Source organism: Oxyplasma meridianum (genome assembly GCF_038024865.1).
GTDB lineage: Archaea > Thermoplasmatota > Thermoplasmata > Thermoplasmatales > Thermoplasmataceae > Oxyplasma > Oxyplasma meridianum.
This window is the reverse complement of the sequence record NZ_CP133772.1, coordinates 1,619,807-1,636,153: the sequence shown is the minus strand read 5'-3', so window position 1 is coordinate 1,636,153 and position 16,347 is coordinate 1,619,807. Positions and strand designations below refer to the sequence as shown.

19 protein-coding genes are annotated in these 16,347 nt (G+C 40.5%); 12 read left to right on the top strand and 7 right to left on the bottom strand.

Translation table 11 applies throughout. The features are described from left to right. Positions 1-35: 35 nt before the first annotated feature. Entirely contained in the window at positions 36-1,688 is a 1,653-nt protein-coding gene (gene hutU, locus OXIME_RS08470; protein WP_393971404.1) for a urocanate hydratase, read from the top strand. Between the two features lie 116 nt (positions 1,689-1,804). Further along, a complete protein-coding gene (locus OXIME_RS08465) occupies positions 1,805-2,167 on the top strand; it encodes a hypothetical protein (protein ID WP_393971403.1) in 363 nt (120 codons plus the stop codon). A 128-nt stretch (positions 2,168-2,295) separates the two neighbouring features. On the opposite strand, the gene OXIME_RS08460 is transcribed toward OXIME_RS08465, so the two are convergent. Beyond that, complete coding sequence (locus OXIME_RS08460; protein ID WP_393971402.1) at positions 2,296-2,475, bottom strand: hypothetical protein; 180 nt, start codon at positions 2,473-2,475, stop codon at positions 2,296-2,298. A gap of 394 nt (positions 2,476-2,869) precedes the next feature. On the opposite strand from OXIME_RS08460, the gene OXIME_RS08455 reads away from it, so the two are divergent. The 3 genes from OXIME_RS08455 (at position 2,870) to OXIME_RS08445 (ending at position 4,960) form a co-directional block, all read left to right on the top strand. Beyond that, on the top strand, positions 2,870-3,076 hold the full coding sequence (locus OXIME_RS08455; RefSeq protein ID WP_393971401.1) for a hypothetical protein: 207 nt from the start codon (positions 2,870-2,872) through the stop codon (positions 3,074-3,076). A gap of 27 nt (positions 3,077-3,103) precedes the next feature. After that, a complete protein-coding gene (locus OXIME_RS08450) occupies positions 3,104-3,472 on the top strand; it encodes a hypothetical protein (protein WP_393971400.1) in 369 nt (122 codons plus the stop codon). 393 nt (positions 3,473-3,865) lie between these two features. Further along, entirely contained in the window at positions 3,866-4,960 is a 1,095-nt protein-coding gene (locus tag OXIME_RS08445) for a sugar phosphate nucleotidyltransferase (protein WP_393971399.1), read from the top strand. A 74-nt stretch (positions 4,961-5,034) separates the two neighbouring features. On the opposite strand, the gene OXIME_RS08440 is transcribed toward OXIME_RS08445, so the two are convergent. Together OXIME_RS08440 and OXIME_RS08435 are read right to left on the bottom strand one after the other, a co-directional pair. After that, positions 5,035-5,922 carry a coiled-coil protein gene (locus OXIME_RS08440; protein ID WP_393971398.1) on the bottom strand — a complete coding sequence of 296 codons (888 nt, stop codon included), beginning with the start codon at positions 5,920-5,922 and terminating at the stop codon, positions 5,035-5,037. 224 nt (positions 5,923-6,146) lie between these two features. After that, positions 6,147-6,932, bottom strand: a complete 786-nt coding sequence (locus OXIME_RS08435; protein ID WP_393971397.1) for a hypothetical protein — start codon at positions 6,930-6,932, stop codon at positions 6,147-6,149. A gap of 342 nt (positions 6,933-7,274) precedes the next feature. On the opposite strand from OXIME_RS08435, the gene OXIME_RS08430 reads away from it, so the two are divergent. Genes OXIME_RS08430 through pth2 form a run of 3 tightly spaced genes read left to right on the top strand, consistent with a single transcriptional unit; the run spans position 7,275 to position 8,759 of the window. Beyond that, a complete protein-coding gene (locus OXIME_RS08430) occupies positions 7,275-7,853 on the top strand; it encodes a CBS domain-containing protein (RefSeq protein WP_393971396.1) in 579 nt (192 codons plus the stop codon). Beyond that, complete coding sequence (locus OXIME_RS08425) at positions 7,846-8,406, top strand: CDP-2,3-bis-(O-geranylgeranyl)-sn-glycerol synthase (protein ID WP_393971395.1); 561 nt, start codon at positions 7,846-7,848, stop codon at positions 8,404-8,406. The genes OXIME_RS08430 and OXIME_RS08425 overlap by 8 nt, the downstream gene beginning before the upstream one ends. After that, positions 8,400-8,759, top strand: coding sequence for a peptidyl-tRNA hydrolase Pth2 (pth2, locus tag OXIME_RS08420; protein ID WP_393971394.1), 360 nt, complete (start codon positions 8,400-8,402; stop codon positions 8,757-8,759). The genes OXIME_RS08425 and pth2 overlap by 7 nt, the downstream gene beginning before the upstream one ends. On the opposite strand, the gene OXIME_RS08415 is transcribed toward pth2, so the two are convergent. Beyond that, the gene (locus OXIME_RS08415) at positions 8,760-9,944 is read right to left on the bottom strand and encodes a PLP-dependent transferase (RefSeq protein ID WP_393971393.1); all 1,185 of its coding nucleotides are present in this window, start codon (positions 9,942-9,944) and stop codon (positions 8,760-8,762) included. It lies immediately after the preceding gene. 114 nt (positions 9,945-10,058) lie between these two features. Here OXIME_RS08415 and tmk point away from each other — a divergent pair, with 114 nt between their 5' ends. After that, positions 10,059-10,655 carry a dTMP kinase gene (gene tmk, locus OXIME_RS08410; protein WP_393971392.1) on the top strand — a complete coding sequence of 199 codons (597 nt, stop codon included), beginning with the start codon at positions 10,059-10,061 and terminating at the stop codon, positions 10,653-10,655. Between the two features lie 5 nt (positions 10,656-10,660). Here tmk and map read toward each other — a convergent pair whose 3' ends face one another. After that, positions 10,661-11,536, bottom strand: coding sequence for a type II methionyl aminopeptidase (gene map / locus OXIME_RS08405; protein WP_393971391.1), 876 nt, complete (start codon positions 11,534-11,536; stop codon positions 10,661-10,663). A 134-nt stretch (positions 11,537-11,670) separates the two neighbouring features. On the opposite strand from map, the gene OXIME_RS08400 reads away from it, so the two are divergent. From OXIME_RS08400 to OXIME_RS08390, 3 genes are all read left to right on the top strand, one after another. After that, complete coding sequence (locus OXIME_RS08400; RefSeq protein WP_393971390.1) at positions 11,671-11,991, top strand: Rieske (2Fe-2S) protein; 321 nt, start codon at positions 11,671-11,673, stop codon at positions 11,989-11,991. Between the two features lie 24 nt (positions 11,992-12,015). Further along, positions 12,016-13,746, top strand: a complete 1,731-nt coding sequence (locus OXIME_RS08395; protein ID WP_393971389.1) for an FAD-binding protein — start codon at positions 12,016-12,018, stop codon at positions 13,744-13,746. Between the two features lie 138 nt (positions 13,747-13,884). Next, positions 13,885-15,096 (top strand): MFS transporter, encoded by a 1,212-nt coding sequence (locus OXIME_RS08390; RefSeq protein ID WP_393971388.1) that lies wholly within the window; start codon positions 13,885-13,887, stop codon positions 15,094-15,096. Between the two features lies 1 nt (position 15,097). On the opposite strand, the gene OXIME_RS08385 is transcribed toward OXIME_RS08390, so the two are convergent. Continuing rightward, a complete protein-coding gene (locus OXIME_RS08385; RefSeq protein ID WP_393971387.1) occupies positions 15,098-15,688 on the bottom strand; it encodes a cyclase family protein in 591 nt (196 codons plus the stop codon). A 176-nt stretch (positions 15,689-15,864) separates the two neighbouring features. Next, positions 15,865-16,332: an NOB1 family endonuclease gene (locus tag OXIME_RS08380; RefSeq protein ID WP_393971386.1), complete on the bottom strand. Its 468-nt coding sequence runs from the start codon at positions 16,330-16,332 to the stop codon at positions 15,865-15,867. Positions 16,333-16,347: the final 15 nt, after the last annotated feature.

Here is a 16,347-nt window from a genome sequence, read left to right as displayed (position 1 = left end):
TTTATTCATTTAGTAAGCATTGTTACTGGATAAAAATGAGAGAAATAAAGGCTCCAAGAGGATCTACCCTTACAGCGCGTGGATGGGGGCAGGAGGCTGCAATGAGACTCCTTATGAACAATCTTGATCCTGCTGTTGCAAAAGATCCCGAGAATCTTATAGTGTACGGAGGAAAGGGGAAAGCCGCACGAAACTGGGAATCCTTTGATGAGATCATAAGTATGTTGAAGGAGATGTATAACGATGAAACCCTTCTTGTGCAATCTGGCAAACCTGTTGGTGTTTTCAAGACCAGTAAGGATTCACCCAGAGTTTTGATAGTAAATGCACAGATAGTGCCGCGATGGGCAACGGATGACATATTCTGGGACCTGGAGAAAAGAGGACTTACAATGTTTGGCCAGATGACGGCAGGCAGCTGGATTTACATCGGTACACAGGGTGTCCTTCAGGGGACGTATGAAACCCTATCTGCTCTGGCAAGAAAGGAGTTTTCTGCTGACACACTTAGAGGTAAGTGGGTTCTAACAGCTGGACTTGGAGAGATGGGTGGGGCCCAGCCGCTTGCTGTGACTATGAATGACGGGGTTGCAATAATTGTTGAAGTTGACAGGGAGAAGATAGAACGCAGACTAAGAGACAAATATCTTGATACCTATGCGGAAACCCTCGATCAAGGATTGAAAATGAAAGATGAAGCTGTTTCAGAAGGAAAAGCACTTTCCATTGGCCTTTTAGGAAATGCAGCCACCATATATTCAGAATTGGTGAAAAGAAACATTGTTCCTGATATTGTTACCGACCAGACAGCAGCCCATGACCTCAATGTGGGCTACATTCCTGAAGGTTTCACTGTGAAATCAGCTGCGGAAATGCTTGCAAAGAATCCAGAAGAATACAGGAAACTTGTGTATGCTTCAATAGTGAAGGAGGTTAATGCAATGCTTTATTTCAAGGATCATGGGTCCAGGGTTTTTGACTATGGAAACAACCTCAGAGGAAGGGCAAGTGAGGGGGGAAACACCAGATCATTTGAAATCCAGGGATATGTTCCAGCTTATATACGGGATCTATTCACCATTGGTTCCGGACCTTTCAGGTGGGTTGCGCTTTCTGGAGATCCTCAGGATATATACAAAATAGATCAGGCAATAATTGAGAAATTCTACTATGATGAACATCTTGTTAAATGGCTTAAGCTTGCCAGGGAAAAGGTCCATTTCCAGGGGCTTCCTGCCAGAATTTGTTACGCAGAATATGGACAGAGAGAGGCCATTGGGCTGATGATAAACCAGATGGTGAGAAAGAAGATAATTTCAGCTCCAGTTGCAATAGGACGAGACCATCATGACACAGGATCGGTTGCTTCACCATACAGGGAAACTGAGAGCATGCTGGATGGCAGTGACGCGATTGCAGACTGGCCTATATTGAACGCTCTCCTTAACGCCATTTCAGGCGCAACATGGGTATCGGTACACCATGGAGGGGGTACAGGTATAGGAAATTCCATTCACTCAGGATTTGTTCTTGTGGCAGATGGAACGGATGAAGCCGATGAAAGGATCAAAAAGGTTCTGAACGCTGATCCAGGGATAGGGGTTATAAGGCATGCAGATGCAGGATACCAAGCTTCAAAGAAACTTTTGAGGAAAGGTGTAAAGTTTAAGATACCTTTTGAAAAATAGATTGAAAGATTTTTTTATAATTTTTATTTTATAACCTTTTTATTAAACAATTTGTAGAAAACTATTTATAGAAGAACATAATTACTTACATGCTTATCGGAATTGAGGTGATGAAAATGACCGAGAATATATCCGTGAAAGCAGAGAAAGAATTGAAAGTGCCGGAAACGCAGGAAAGCAGGTACTCTTTTGTGAAGGAACCCATGAGTACCAGGAATATGGAAGGGCTGGAGTCTGTGGCAAGCATGGTGGGTAAGGTCTGGTCAGAAAACGACCTTAACATCATGGACATAAAAAACGTGATTCCCTACCTTATGTCCATGGCGTTTATACAGGCCGGAGATTCTGACCTAGAAATTCTCGATTACATAGATAATTACGTAAAGCCTGCCGTGTTTGAATACAACAGAATTATAAGAAACAGAAAGAAATTCCTCTCTTTTGAATTCCAAGGAGAGGTAAATAGCATAAAGAAATAGATGCAACTAAAAATACCGTACCACATAAATTATTTTTTTATTTAATTAATATGGATCTTTCCGCTTCTTTGGGGATGTATATTTCTCAATAGATATCAGAACTTCATTTCAAGATTTCCAGAATTAATTTACATTGCTGTTTCAGGTTTCGCCCTTTCGTGTATCTTTTCGCCGTATTCTGGATTGTTGCCATATTTGAGTTGCTGCCATCGGCAGTTCTCACCGCCATCAAGATAGGCATGTAGTCCCAGATTCTCTGGGGAAAGGGCCACCTTTGAGACAAACCATGGTATTGTAGTAAAATACACGTCATTAACAAATTTTTGTCTTTCATGCATTAAGAAAAACACGCATTATTTTATCTTATCCTCAATATTGTAGGATCAACCAGCAATATATGTTGAAACTTAAGTTTCAAATCTAAAATTGTAAAATCCCCTTTAATGCTGGTTTTCTCGTAATATAGTCTGTAAGTTTATACATGCCCATATGTAAATACTTCATGTAACATAGGCACATGAGACTCAGGATTAACGTTAACAAGAGGAAAAATCGTTCCTGGAAGTATGATCAGATCATAGAGGATTAAGCCGATAATAAAGAAAGAAGGCAAGGATACTGAAACATCTTGGCAGGATAGAATCTAAAAGTGATCTTGAAAAGTACAGGAAGATGTTTGCAATAGAGAAGGTGAAGATGCACATGGATAAGGTTGATCTGAGAAAGAAATTCCATGCTGGAAGAATGATATTCATAGGTGATCTCCCATTGGGTGGTAAACCATCCCTGAGATACCTGGACAAGAACGATTATGTCACAGCTTTATGCGGGTGGGATGATTCATATAAAGCCGTCATAATGCAAACTGAATTAAAGTATTCAGATTGCATATCACATCTGGATCTATAAGCCAAGAAGGTGGATGTTAAGTGGATTATGGATGGATTCAGAAAGATCGAGATCAAGAGAACAAGGAAGAGAAAAGCTATTGTTGTATACAGCAAAGATCATGAGATGGGAGAAACCCCAGATCTGGATGATAATGCATCTCTTCTCAATGATATATTATCCAGTGGATCTAAGGGCAAGGAACTCCTTAGAGATCTATCTGGCCTGAATGCACTTGTGAATGGTGTAAAGATCAACCATGCCAAGATGGAAACCATGAGGAGACTTGCAGGAAGATTCATGATACTTATGGATACAGATTTACGGTTACAGATCTTAGCATACCTGAGATGGGGAAAGGAAACAAGGATCTATGGAAGATGGAGAGGTCCTTTAGGCCAATTAAAACATTCTTAGAGATAAGCCCTATATTCCATGGGAAAACTAAAAGTATAAAGGCACATGTTTTTGTCTGTGTTCTTTCCTTGCTGATATCAAGACTCTTTGAGAAATCCATGAATGATAAGATGACAGTCTTTAAGATATCTCATATCTTATGATCTCAAGGCAATACCTGTCAAGACAAAAGAAGGTATAATAACACTGAGATGGGAATCATCCATTGCTAAAGATCTACTTGAAAAGATGAAGATTTCATATTTCGGGAGAATATTGGAATCCGTACCGACATAATTGAGTATAGATCACTCAATTTCTCTCTATTTTAGACCATCTGATTGAAAGTGATCATCAACCCAATCCCGAAACTCAAGTTGAAAAAATTAATAAATAAATTTAAGATAGGTGACCATGTCATTGAAAGCAGTGGTTATGGCTGGTGGAAAGGGCACTAGACTGAGACCTATCACTTATTCCATTCCAAAACCTCTTGTCCCAATTGCAGGGAAACCCTGTATTGGATACATTCTTGATTCGTATTATGCTGCAGGCATCAACGACGTTATAATAACCACCGGCTACAAATTCGAATCTCTTATAACCGGGGTTCTTAAATTTAAACAGGATGACCAGAACATATTATTCTCTGTGGAGAGAGAGGCGGCGGGGACGGCGGGAAGCGTCGGACTTATTTCAAAATTTATAGACGATACATTTGTTGTGGGGAGCGGAGATACTCTGTCCGATCTTGATGTTAGCGACATAGTGAAATTTCATAGAAATATGGGTGCAAAGATAACTATGGCCCTGACAACGGTTGAAGACCCCTCACAATTCGGGATAGTAGAACTTAAAGATAACAAGGTGATCAGATTCCTTGAAAAACCTGATCCTAAGCAGACATTTTCAAAGCTTATAAATGCCGGCTTGTATGTGATTGAGCCTGAAATTCTTAAATATATCCCAAGTGGAACACCATATGACTTTGCCAGAGATCTCTTCCCTAAGCTGCTGAACATGGGTATGGATATTTATGGTTATCATGCCAAGGGGATATGGCTGGACACAGGCAGACCCAATGACATGATCAGGGCTAACCAGCTTATGACGGCAAAATACGGAATGGAGGTCTCTGGAAACGGAATGATCGGTACTGTAATCATAAAAACCCCACATCCAAAATTTTCTAACGCATATATTGAAGGGCCAACATTCATTGGTGAAAACGTAAGAATAGGAAAAAACAGTAGAATAATAAGATCTGCCATATATGATAATGTTGAAATAGGAAACGATGTACAGATAATGGATTCCATTCTCATGGATTCCGACAGGATAATGGACAGAAGTAAAATTGTTAAATCTGTCATAATGAAACAGACCGAGATAGGATCAGATTGCGAGATTGAGGAGAGCGTACTTGCCCCTAAACTTCAACTACAGAGCAAATCCAGAGTTTATAATGTCTCACTGTCATCGGAAATACTGCCCGATGACGTTGTATAATCAGCTGGGATTAGGACTGAGGCAATAAAGTAACACAAAATGCCTAGCCAGTAGAATGTTTCTTAATTTTTTGTTTATAAAAATCCTGCTTTCTGTAATATAAGCAGGTCATCTGTTGTCAGCTGCTCCCCATTCTTGAATTTTTCAAATAGAGCTGTTGCTTTATTCTGGAGCTCGCCCTCTTTCTCTTTCTTCTTAGTTGCTCTGGTCTTTGTGCGCATGCTCCCTATTACCTTTTCAAGATCTCTCAGATCATTCTTTGCCTGAATGAAAGCTTCGTGCTCCTTTGTGGATTCCTGGCTAAATTTGACAAACATCTCATGGTATTCGTCAGCCTTTTTTCTAACTTCATCCAATTCCTGGAGATCTTTGTTGATCTCTTCGCTAATTGCGGAGATCTTTGAGGAAATTTCTTCTATTTCCTTCTTTTCAGATTCACCAAGCTTCTTTTCCTCGGTGATCTTTGCATTAAGCTCTCTGATGGAAGCATTTCCTTCCATTTCGGTCTCGAATTGTTTTTCCATCCGTTTAATTTCATTTGTAAGTTTTTTAATTTCTGCGACTACCTTGAGTTCTTCATTCTTCTTCAACTGTGTTGTCTGCTGCTTAAGTTCAAGCCTCTCGAGATCCTTTTTCCGTGTTTTTATATCGCGCCTGTCGATGCCCTGAATATTTGCTTCGTCCCTGATCTTCCTCATTTCCTTCCTGAGTTCGGAGAGTTTCCGGTAATGTTCTTCCTTATCGGCCCTCATATTCTGAACTTTCTCTATGAGTTCATTTTTCTCCGCGATCTTTCTCTTTGCTTCGTCCCTCATTTCTCTAACTTTTGCGTTCAGCTCATCGCGGAGCCGTGCATATTCATGGGCTTCAGTAGAAGCATTATCTCTTTTTCTTACATGCTCCTCTACTATTTCCCTAATAACTTCCTTTTTCTGTTCAAATTCTTCAAGAAGATCACTCATAACAAACCATCGACGCAGAAACTTTCTGGGTATTGGTGAATCAAATATATACCTTTCGTAGTGTTTGCATAGCTAGTTAAGATAGTTGCATATGGTTATTTGATGCATTCCTGTTGTAACGGAGTTATAAAATTTTATTCTCAATAGGTTAAATGTGCGGCTTAACAGGTACAGGAAAAACTTATTCCCCGTCCTATGGTATTGACCGACGAAAATTTTACTGTTCACTGATTGTTATTCTGATCCACTATATCCGGTTGTTTGGGCCTCTGTGGAGGTCTTATCCTGTTCCTGGCAGATCTTGAGAAGCTTCTTGCTATGAAAATTCCCGCAACCAGTATTATTTCAAATATAATGACATCGTTTATTACTGTCACAATAAACAGTTCCTTGAATGTGGATACACTTGATAGTGTATCCGGTCCACTACCTGTGCCGAAACCTGTGTAAAGTGTTGCACCCGTCTGATTTTGAAAGGTAAAATTGTAGGAGTATATACCAGCTGGTGGATTTGTATATACATAATAGAATACCTGATCCCCTGAAGCGTTTGTGTAATGACTCATTTCAGCTGCCGAAACGTTTTTCTGAAAACCTGTGGTGTTTATGTCCAGTGTCACATGGTCCGGGTTAAGCTGTACCCTATCCATAACTTTCATGGTGAAGTTGTAACTTGAATAGTTTCCAGCATAGGGGGTAACCTGCGTCTGTACGCTGAGGTTTGTGTAATGGTCTGTAACAACTGGGTCAGTTGTGTAAATTACCGATGTTGAAATACCAGCCGATATCATTGCAACAATGATGAAAATTACAAGCCCTCCAAGGATTCTTGTCCTCAGCCTGTATAGTTTTGTAAAATGAAATGAGAAGAACACTATAACTGGAATTAGGAAAAGAAATGCCTCATATACATATATGGCGGCAAATAAAGCCAGTGTTGAAAAAGCCACTGCTAGGAGAGGAGCGGTTATACGGTTATATTTTATAATAAAGTTTTTCGGATTTTGCAATAAAGGTGTAATTGAAACATATTATTTATTCATTGTGTGACATGCCCGTATCATCTCTTTAGCCAGATCACTGTCCAAGCATTGCTTAGCAAATTCCACTCAGGTTGAGTGATGATACAACACTAACTTTGTACCAGAACAATTGGTGAATGGGGACAAATCTTTCATGATAATAATCATTCTTATGTATGCACTGAATTAATTTTTCCTGAGGATGTACCTTATTTTGATTATCATGGAGTTCAAGGTTGTTTCAGGTACTGAAAAAGATGGCCATATAATTACCAACAGTAATTAAATTAGTAATATTATTTATGTAAGCGGGTAATATGATCATTATAAATGCTTCCATCTATAGAAGAACTAAGGAAAATGCGCAAGAATCTTGGCATAAGTCAGAAGGAACTTGCAAAAATCAGCGGAGTGAGCCAGTCTTATATTGCAAGAGTTGAAAAAGGGACAATAAACCCCACCTATGACAAGGTGAGAAAAATATTTGAGTACCTTAGCAGAACCGGCCAGAAGGCAACTAGGATAGATATTGTGGCGGGAAAGATAATGACAAAGTCAATTGTTACATGCAATCCATCTGATTCCATAATCTCTGCACTTAATACCATGAGGGAAAGGGGCTATTCCCAGCTTCCTGTGGTGACTCAGGATGGAAAGGTGATAGGCGCTGTGACTGAGAGTGATATCAACGATCTTCTCATAAAGGGATCAACCATAGAATCCCTGAAGCATCTCCTGGTTCGCAAGGTGATGGGCATAACACCGCCACAGGTAGACAAATCAAGCCCTATTTCAATGATATACCCGCTTCTTAAATTCTCAAACGCGGTTCTCATCATGGATGGGGGAGAACTGAAAGGCATAATAACCAAGGCTGACATACTGAAGGCTGTAGAAGAGTATGCCTGACATTCCTCTTGAAATATTTCAGTCACTGTTGTTTTTTATACCTGCCTTCATTGCCAATCCCGGAGCCGTCATAACAGGAGGGCATTTTCCAATTGATTTTGGAAAAAAGTTTGTGGATGGTAAGCGTATTTTTGGAGACGGAAAGACATGGAGTGGTTTTTTTGGTGGAGTTGCTTCCGGAGTCATATTTGGTCTGATAATTTACGCTCTGCTGGTTGTTTTAAATCTGCACATCGGTAACTTTTCATCTACAATAACCGGAGCTATAGGAGTCCTGATTACCATGAGTGCAGGTTCTCTTCTTGGAGATATGGTGGGTTCTTTCATAAAGAGGAGAATAGGCATAGAAAGAGGCGGTAAAGGATCACTCCTTGATCAATGGCCCTTTGTTCTGATGGCATTCCTGATCCTCTTCATATTTGAAAGGCAATTTTTCATGACTTATTATGGGGATATAGTTGGATTAATCACAATACTTGTCATAACTCCTCCTCTCCATAGAGCTGTAAACATAATAGGATACAGGATGAACAAGAAGGATGTGCCATGGTAGACAGTGTTAAAATGGTTATTGCTGTGAGAAAGGATCTAGACATGGGAAAGGGCAAAATAGCAGCCCAGGCAGCCCATGCTGCTGTATCCTGTGCCCTGAAGTCCCAAAATGACCATAAGAAATTATTCAGGGAATGGATAAATCAGGGGCAGAAAAAGATAGTCATCAGGCTTGATAGCCTGGAAACCCTCATGAGGCTCAAGACTATGCTTGACCAGATGGGTATAATATCCTGCCTTATCACCGATGCAGGATTCACACAGATAATGCCTGGAACTGTAACATGTCTGGGCATTGGCCCCGTAGAGGAGAGCGTCATAGATCCAATAACAGGGAAATATCCACTTCTCTGATCAATTTAGTACTTCAAAGGCATTCTGCATATCTGAAATGAGATCCTCCGGATCCTCTATTCCTGTGGAGAAACGAACAAGGCCATCTTCTATTCCCATGGTTTTTCTGACATTTGGAGGAATTGTGGAGTGGCTTGTATCAACGGGAAGGGTAACCAGGCTTTCCACGCCTCCAAGGCTTGGTGCAGCCGATGGAATGATCAGATGCTTTATGAAAAGCCTTGCAGCTTCAATTCCACCCGTCAGCTCAAATGAGATCATGCCTCCGTAACCTGACAGATTTTTTCTTGCAGCTTCATAGAATGGGGAATCAGGATCGCCTGGGTAAAATACTTTCTTTACCTTTTTCTCCTGCTTAAGGTAACGGAATATTTCGCCAGCATTGGCATTGTGCTTCTGCATTCTCAGGCCAAGTGTCTTAATACCCCTTGAGGCAAGAAAAGCCTGCATTGCGTCAGGAGTCCCACCAAGGACCTTTCTTTTTGCGTGTATAGCGTGGAACAGGTCTTCATCAGCAGCCACCATTCCCAGTACAATATCGCTGTGACCGGCAAGATATTTTGTTCCACTGTGAATTGAAACCTTCGCCCCAAGATCCAGAGGTTTCTGATTATATGGAGAGGCGAAGGTTGCATCAACAACAACAGGTATCTCTTTTTCCCCTGCAATTTTTGCCGTTGATTTTATATTGGAAACTTTAAGAGTGGGATTTGTTATAGATTCAAGGTAGATCATTGAATATCCACTTGTAGAGAAATCTTCTGAATTCAATTTCTCAATGCTTATAAAATCTGTCTCTATCCCCAATTCCAGTGCATCTTTGGAAAATAATGATCTGGTTTGACCATAGAGATCAGAGATGGAGAGTATCCTGTCACCTTTTTTGCATATGGATAGAACAGTTGAAACTATGGCGCTCATTCCGGATGAAAATGAAAGCCCGTGACGTGAGTTCTCCAGTTCTGAATATTTTATCTCAAGTGCCTGCAGTGTGGGGTTGCCCCACCTTGAATAGATGTAGGGAAGGTTGCTGGTGTGGTCCATATATGCTTTGGAATTGTAATTTGGATATACGAATGTTGAGTTTTCAAAAATTGGAGTTGTCACATTTCCAAATTCTGGAATTTTAAGCTCTCCCCCATGTACTGCCCTTGTGTTGAAACCACTGTAGTTTTTATTTTCCATGGATGGTTATGTGAAATTCAGCTAATTATTCTTGTGGAGGCAAACTTTCAATGAAAGAGAGAAGGTGCTTTGAACATATTCTTATGTTTCCATTGCATTAATCCATGGTCAATATTGTTTGTAAGCATAGAAGGGATAGATGGATCTGGAAAAAGCACACTTTCCAGGAATTTAAAAAGAAAACTTCTTGAACTTGGCAGGTCGGTTTTTCTGACCCATGAACCAACAGATGGGTTTTTCATCACTGAAAGTGAACAGAAAAACAGAACCGCTGAAAATGCCATTGAACTTTTTTTCAGATTCACAACAGACAGAATGCATCATCAGAAGATCATAAACGGTGAACTTGATCGGGAACGGATTGTAATTTCGGACAGATATATCCATTCTTCCTATGCGTATCAAGGTCCCCTCATGGAAATGGTTTTTGGCGGAATGGATGGCACATTGGAGTGGATGATGAGTGTTTCACGAATTATAAAACGGATGCCCGATCTCATAATCTTTCTTGACCTGGAACCAGGAAGAACAACATCCAGAATTGCCGCTAGAAAGGGAAGATCAGGATTCGAGGACCCGGATTATCTGAAACTTGTCAGAACATACTACCAGAAGATGATTGGAAGCAACTGGTTAGTTATCGATTCAACTCTTCCTGTTGAAAAAGTGACAGCTGCTGCACTAGAAGCGGTACTTGCAAGGCTTCCATGAACATACTATTTCCTTGTTGTAACCACAATATCATCAGAAAGCACCATTATTGTATGTTCCGCCTGCGATATCAGTGCACCTGAGTGTTCCCTCAAAATAGCAAAGTGTGATACTTCTCTCCTGAAAAGCATCTTTTTAAGATATTTTTTATAGTCTGGATCGATTTTTGCAAGCCATCTCTCGGCAAATGGTATTGTATTGAAATTTCTGTATATTTCTTCTTCCCTGTTTATCTTAGTTCCTGACAGGATGTATATATTCCCTCCCGGACCATTGTGTATCATGCCAATTCCTGTGCTTGCAAATGGCTCAATGGCAATTACAGTGTCAGGTTTTATGAAAGCTGCATTTCCATCATCATAATTTGGTATGAATATTGAAGAATGTAGGTCGTACCTGTTTATTCCATGCCCCCCAAGGTTTTTAACAGGTTTGAAGCCGAATGATGATATAACCTTCTCAATCTCGGCACCTATTTTTCTTGCAGGTATCATGGGCCTTAATACCTTGAGAGCGGCATTCAGCGCCTCCCTGGTGCAGTCGATGAGATCTGAATGTTTTCCTGTTTCTCCAACTTCCACGGTTGCAGCGTTGTCTGAAAGGTACCCGTCAACTTCTGCTCCAAGGTCTACTTTTACAACATCACCTGTTTTGAAGGTCTTTGAATCCCCGAACGACGGAGTATAATGTGCAGCCTCATTATTGATTGAAAGATTGACAGGGAAAGACGGCCTTCCACCCTGATCCCTGATGAATTGCTCGGCCTTCTCAGCCACGTCTAAAAACAGAGCGCCTGGTTCAATGAGAGACTGTACATATTCCAGAGCTTCTCTGCCTATTTTCCCAGCCTCAAGATATTTGTTTTTAACCTCACTGTCCAAAAATAATTACCAGAACTTAAGTTGTGCGGGGTTTAAGTATTTTTTTGATTGCCAGTGTTCCGCCATTCTTTTCTGTTAAAATCAATGAAGATCTATGAAAAAAAAGGTTATAATAATTGGACATATATGGTAGTATGGCGTGGTATAAAGTTCTTAAGGATGGAGTTATGAAAGATGGTGACCTGTTCAAGGCTTCAGTGGAAAACAAGGAGATACTTATAATAAAAAGCAAGGAAAACTACTTTGCCACTTCCCTATATTGCACCCATGAAGATTATGATCTCTCTGAGGGTTTCATGGATGAAGGGAAACTCATATGCCCCAATCATTTTGCCACATTTGATCCAAAAGATGGGTCAGTGGTGAGCCCTCCTGAAGGATCTGGTGATATATCTCCCTTGAAATCCTATAAGACTAAAGTGGAGAATGGGGAAGTTTTGGTGGACTTCCAGTAAAAAATTTTTATAGAAAGGAATTCCATGAAAATTCTTGTTCTTATAAAACAGATTCCGGATGTAAATAGGATAACATTCGACAGTAAAACCATGAGAATTGTAAGGGAAGGCGTGCCTCTGATGTTCAATTCCTTTGACAAGAAGGCAGTGGAGGAGGCAATTAGAATTAAGGAGAAGATTGGATCTGAGGTGGTTGTTGCAACAATGGGTCCTCCTTCAGCGGGAGAGATACTCAATGAATCTCTGAGAATGGGTGCAGATACAGCATACCTTGTTACAGACAGAAGCTTCGCGGGTTCCGACACATGGGCAACTGCAAAGATACTTTCCAGGGTTGTGGAATATGTGAAACCTGATCTTGTTCTGGCAGGAAAATATTCACTTGACGGGGAAACTTCACAGGTTCCCCCTGAAGTTGCATTCATGACTGGAATGAAATTCAAATCGTCAGTTTTCAGGATAGAATTTTCAGAGGACAGGAAAGGAATAATTATTGAACAGGACAGGGAAGATGGAATTAACAGGTATGAGGGGAATCTTCCTGCTCTATTATCAGTTAGCGAAAAGATCAACCGAGCAAGGTCCATCAAGCCGGAAACGCCGGATATGACATCAAAAATAGTTGTGATCAACGCTGAAAAACTTGGGATAGATTTCAACGGCACAGATGCTTCCCCAACTGTTGTAACCGGAACCTCGGATGTAAAGAGTCAGAGGTTGGTAAAATTTCTGGCGCCGGGAAAAGAGACTTATGAAAAAATACTTAATTTAATTAATGAAAGGAAATCCGCAAAAGATACGGAAATTGTGGACAATTCATTACATAAGAAAATTGGATCCGTTATGGGAATTGCACTGGGTGATCCCGAAGTTTCCATTGAAATAGCGTCAAAGGCATTGCAAATAACAAGGGGAATGGATCTTGAGGTAATAATGGCTGGAAATCTGGATCCTGAGAAGCTTAAGGAGATGCCATGCAACAGGTATATCAAGATTAGTGCCCCTGGAAATGATACTTTTGCCAATAGAGTTATAAGAATCATTGACAAAGAGAAACCGGAGTTTGTTATTTTCCCCTCAACCATAGATGGAAGAGAGATTGCCGCAAGGATTGCGGCAGAGAAATCTCTTGGTCTAACTGCAGACTGCATAGATCTAAAATATGACGGAAAGCAGCTTATTCAGCTTAAGCCTGCATTCGGTGGAGGAATAGTTGCAGAAATAGTATCGAAGACAAAGCCAGCCATGGCCACTGTAAGGCCGGGAATGTTTCTGAAATACAGAGGGTCTGAGAGATTTAAGTTAGAGAATGATGTTTCTTCCGACAATGAAAATTTCACTCTTCTTGAAAACATACCAGTTCCTTCAGAATACAGGCCATTATCTTCCAGCAGCACTGTAATAGGGCTTGGCAGAGGCATAAAGAGGAAAGATTTTGTCCAGAAAGCTCTTGAACTCAGCCGAAAACTGGGTTCAACCTTGGGGGCAACAAGACCCATTGTTGACATGGGCTTTGTTCCCCGTCAGCAACAGATAGGGCTTACAGGATCTTCCATCTCCTCAGATGTTTACATTAACCTTGGAGTTTCCGGTCACGATAACCATATTGTAGGGTTAAGGTACGTCCATACAATTGTATCTGTCAATGTGGACCCAAACGCCCCCATATTCAAGTACTCTGATTACGGCATAGTTTGTGATTTAAACGAATTCACAGACGGGTTTCTTCAGTATCTTGAGGAAAAGGGAATTTAGTATTGGAAATAATACTGATATCCCATATCCATTAAACCAATGGCGTTTGCTGGAAAAGTTTCTATATAATGAAGAACCTTTTGCAACCTGAGAAACCAACTTCAAAAAAAAATCTGAGAAGAGGGATTTGGAATACATATGGATGATGGTATAGACAACAATGAAAATGGATGGCATATTTACAACAGAAATGTACTACTCATATCCTTCTCTGCATTTTTTGCAGACATGGGATATCAGCTGGTTATAGCTGGACTGCCTTACTTCCTTGTTTTTGTCCTTGGTGCACCTGTTATTGTATTTGGACTTGCTGAAGCCCTGAATTATGGCGTTGGTTCTCTTTTTGCTTACTTTGGAGGGAAACTGGCTGACAGATATGGTTACAAAAAAGTCTCCGTGCTTGGCAATGCTTTCATCCCCATTCTTTCCTTTACTGGATTTGCCATTGTTCCACTTGAAGCCGTTGGAACCTTTGCAACAGGCTGGTGGATGAGAAACCTGAGATCACCAGCCAGAAGAACACTTTTTGCAAAATCTGTATCTGATAAAAACCGTTCGAGAGCTTTCGGCCTTCTTCATGGCCTGGATGTTGGAGGTGGAATTGTAGCTACCATACTTCTTATGGTAATGCTTTTCTACCATTATGAGTTCAAATTTATATTTCTTGTTACAATTGTTCCAATTGTAATATCAACAGTACTGGTTGCCCTGACCAGAGACAAAAAAAGAGGCAACAAAATTGATAAAAAGAGTGAAACCGGGAAAAGAAGAATTGCATTTGGAGCTGTCCTGCTTGCAACAGCACTTTTCGGATTCAGCTTCTACAGTATGGGATTTCCAATACTCACTGTGTCAGAATATACAAAAAGCCCCATTCTTGGTGTTGGAACCTACACCATATTCCTCGCTGTTTCTTCGTTAACAGGTTTTGCCCTCTCACGTTTTACCATCAAGAATGAGATGAGAGCTCTTGGTTTTCTCGGCTATATCCTTGCCGGAGTTGGGTCCCTTGGATACGTGATCAGCATAGTATATTCAATTGGACTAACAGGATTCTACATTTCCAGTGCTTTAATAGCTGTTGCTGTAGGATTCATTGAGACTTTTGAGCCAACCATTATAACAGTTCTGTCCGCTTCTGCAACATTGGGTGGAGGCATGGGTAAACTTTCTTCTGCAAGGAGCATAGGACTCTTCACCGGAAATTTGCTCATGGGCGGACTTTACACCTTTGGTGCCCAGTACTCATACATTTATGCAGTTATTATTTCAGTTTTAGCGGGGGGGATAATACTCTACGCAGGTAGAAACTACATGTCCTTCAGGAATGCAGAACCCTCTCAACCATAAACTACCTGAGGACTGCCCTGCATGGGGCCCCGTCCTGAGACATGTTCAGCGGAAGACATATAAATTCATAGGTTCCAGCTTTTGCATTTTTCATGTAAAGGCCCTCCACTATAATTATTCCATTATTCATCAGAAGTTTATGTACAGCCGGATGGCTGCTGCCGAATTTTTCGATGGAGAGGTAATCTATGCCTACAAGCTTCACCTTTCTCTCTACAAGTTTTTTTGCAGCTTCAAGACTGAGGTATGTGAAGTCATTCTTGAAAGAGTCGTAATGGTCTGTGTTGGGGGTTTTGAATAGAACTATTTTTTCATGTTGGGACGGTATATGTTCTGGCAGTATGGCTGGTGCGTTAACCTCAATCACAGTTGCTTTCCCCATGAAGTCTTCAAGTGGGATCTCATTGGCTTTTTTTCCATCTGCAAGCATATGATACGGGGCGTCAAAATGTGTTCCGGAGTGCGTCTCCATAATCACCCTCATTATATGGACATGATCCTTCTCATGAGTGAAATATTCGTATTCCTCGTACTTTGCATCACCTGGATAACTGATGAGTTGCCTGCTCAAAGGCAGAGATATATCTATCATGATCAAAAATTCTCATATTGGTTAAAAAGATTGGCATTGTTTATCTGCAGACATTTTATTAGTGGAAAATAACTGCCTTCCCTCTTCTTATAAAAAGGAAATTGCAGAGAAATCAAACATAATGCGGAATGTGGATTTTTTTTGAGTATGAAATACCTGTAATATAAATATTCATGTCATTTGGGAAAGCGTTTAACAGCATGTCCGCATATTTCGCATACAGGCACGAATTTTGAATAAATCTTTCTACAGCCGGTGCACCGAAACTGCCATTCCATCTGTTTCTTAATGGTCTCTTTCTCAACGCCAATGTATTTTATGCCCATTTTCCCGGCCACATTCTGTATGGCATAATCATCGCTTACAATGATTCCAGATATCTCCAGGGCTGCAGAGATAACATCTATGTCCGTTTCGCTTAATACTCTTATATCGCCTGTCTCTTCAGCTGCTTTCCTTACAAGTTTTTTGAAATTATGGGAAGGATCAATAACAGAAATATATTCAGATATTTCATCCATGTTCCGCTTGAGTTTCCCTTTTCTGATCTCGCCCATAACCGAAACCGGAATACAGATATTTCCAGAAATGAGATTTATATTTCTTGAAATTATGGCACCAGTGTCAAGGATGTAAACAGTCATGGAATGAAATTTGGA

Bases quoted from the DNA above. Each gene is read 5' to 3' on its own strand.
- hutU (WP_393971404.1), top strand. From the start codon at position 36: ATGAGAGAAATAAAGGCTCCAAGAGGATCTACCCTTACAGCGCGTGGA.
- OXIME_RS08465 (WP_393971403.1), top strand. From the start codon at position 1,805: ATGACCGAGAATATATCCGTGAAAGCAGAGAAAGAATTGAAAGTGCCG.
- OXIME_RS08455 (WP_393971401.1), top strand. From the start codon at position 2,870: ATGGATAAGGTTGATCTGAGAAAGAAATTCCATGCTGGAAGAATGATA.
- OXIME_RS08450 (WP_393971400.1), top strand. From the start codon at position 3,104: ATGGATGGATTCAGAAAGATCGAGATCAAGAGAACAAGGAAGAGAAAA.
- OXIME_RS08445 (WP_393971399.1), top strand. From the start codon at position 3,866: ATGTCATTGAAAGCAGTGGTTATGGCTGGTGGAAAGGGCACTAGACTG.
- OXIME_RS08440 (WP_393971398.1), bottom strand. From the start codon at position 5,922: ATGAGTGATCTTCTTGAAGAATTTGAACAGAAAAAGGAAGTTATTAGG.
- OXIME_RS08430 (WP_393971396.1), top strand. From the start codon at position 7,275: ATGCTTCCATCTATAGAAGAACTAAGGAAAATGCGCAAGAATCTTGGC.
- OXIME_RS08425 (WP_393971395.1), top strand. From the start codon at position 7,846: ATGCCTGACATTCCTCTTGAAATATTTCAGTCACTGTTGTTTTTTATA.
- pth2 (WP_393971394.1), top strand. From the start codon at position 8,400: ATGGTAGACAGTGTTAAAATGGTTATTGCTGTGAGAAAGGATCTAGAC.
- OXIME_RS08415 (WP_393971393.1), bottom strand. From the start codon at position 9,944: ATGGAAAATAAAAACTACAGTGGTTTCAACACAAGGGCAGTACATGGG.
- OXIME_RS08400 (WP_393971390.1), top strand. From the start codon at position 11,671: ATGGCGTGGTATAAAGTTCTTAAGGATGGAGTTATGAAAGATGGTGAC.
- OXIME_RS08395 (WP_393971389.1), top strand. From the start codon at position 12,016: ATGAAAATTCTTGTTCTTATAAAACAGATTCCGGATGTAAATAGGATA.
- OXIME_RS08390 (WP_393971388.1), top strand. From the start codon at position 13,885: ATGGATGATGGTATAGACAACAATGAAAATGGATGGCATATTTACAAC.
- OXIME_RS08385 (WP_393971387.1), bottom strand. From the start codon at position 15,688: ATGATAGATATATCTCTGCCTTTGAGCAGGCAACTCATCAGTTATCCA.
- OXIME_RS08380 (WP_393971386.1), bottom strand. From the start codon at position 16,332: ATGACTGTTTACATCCTTGACACTGGTGCCATAATTTCAAGAAATATA.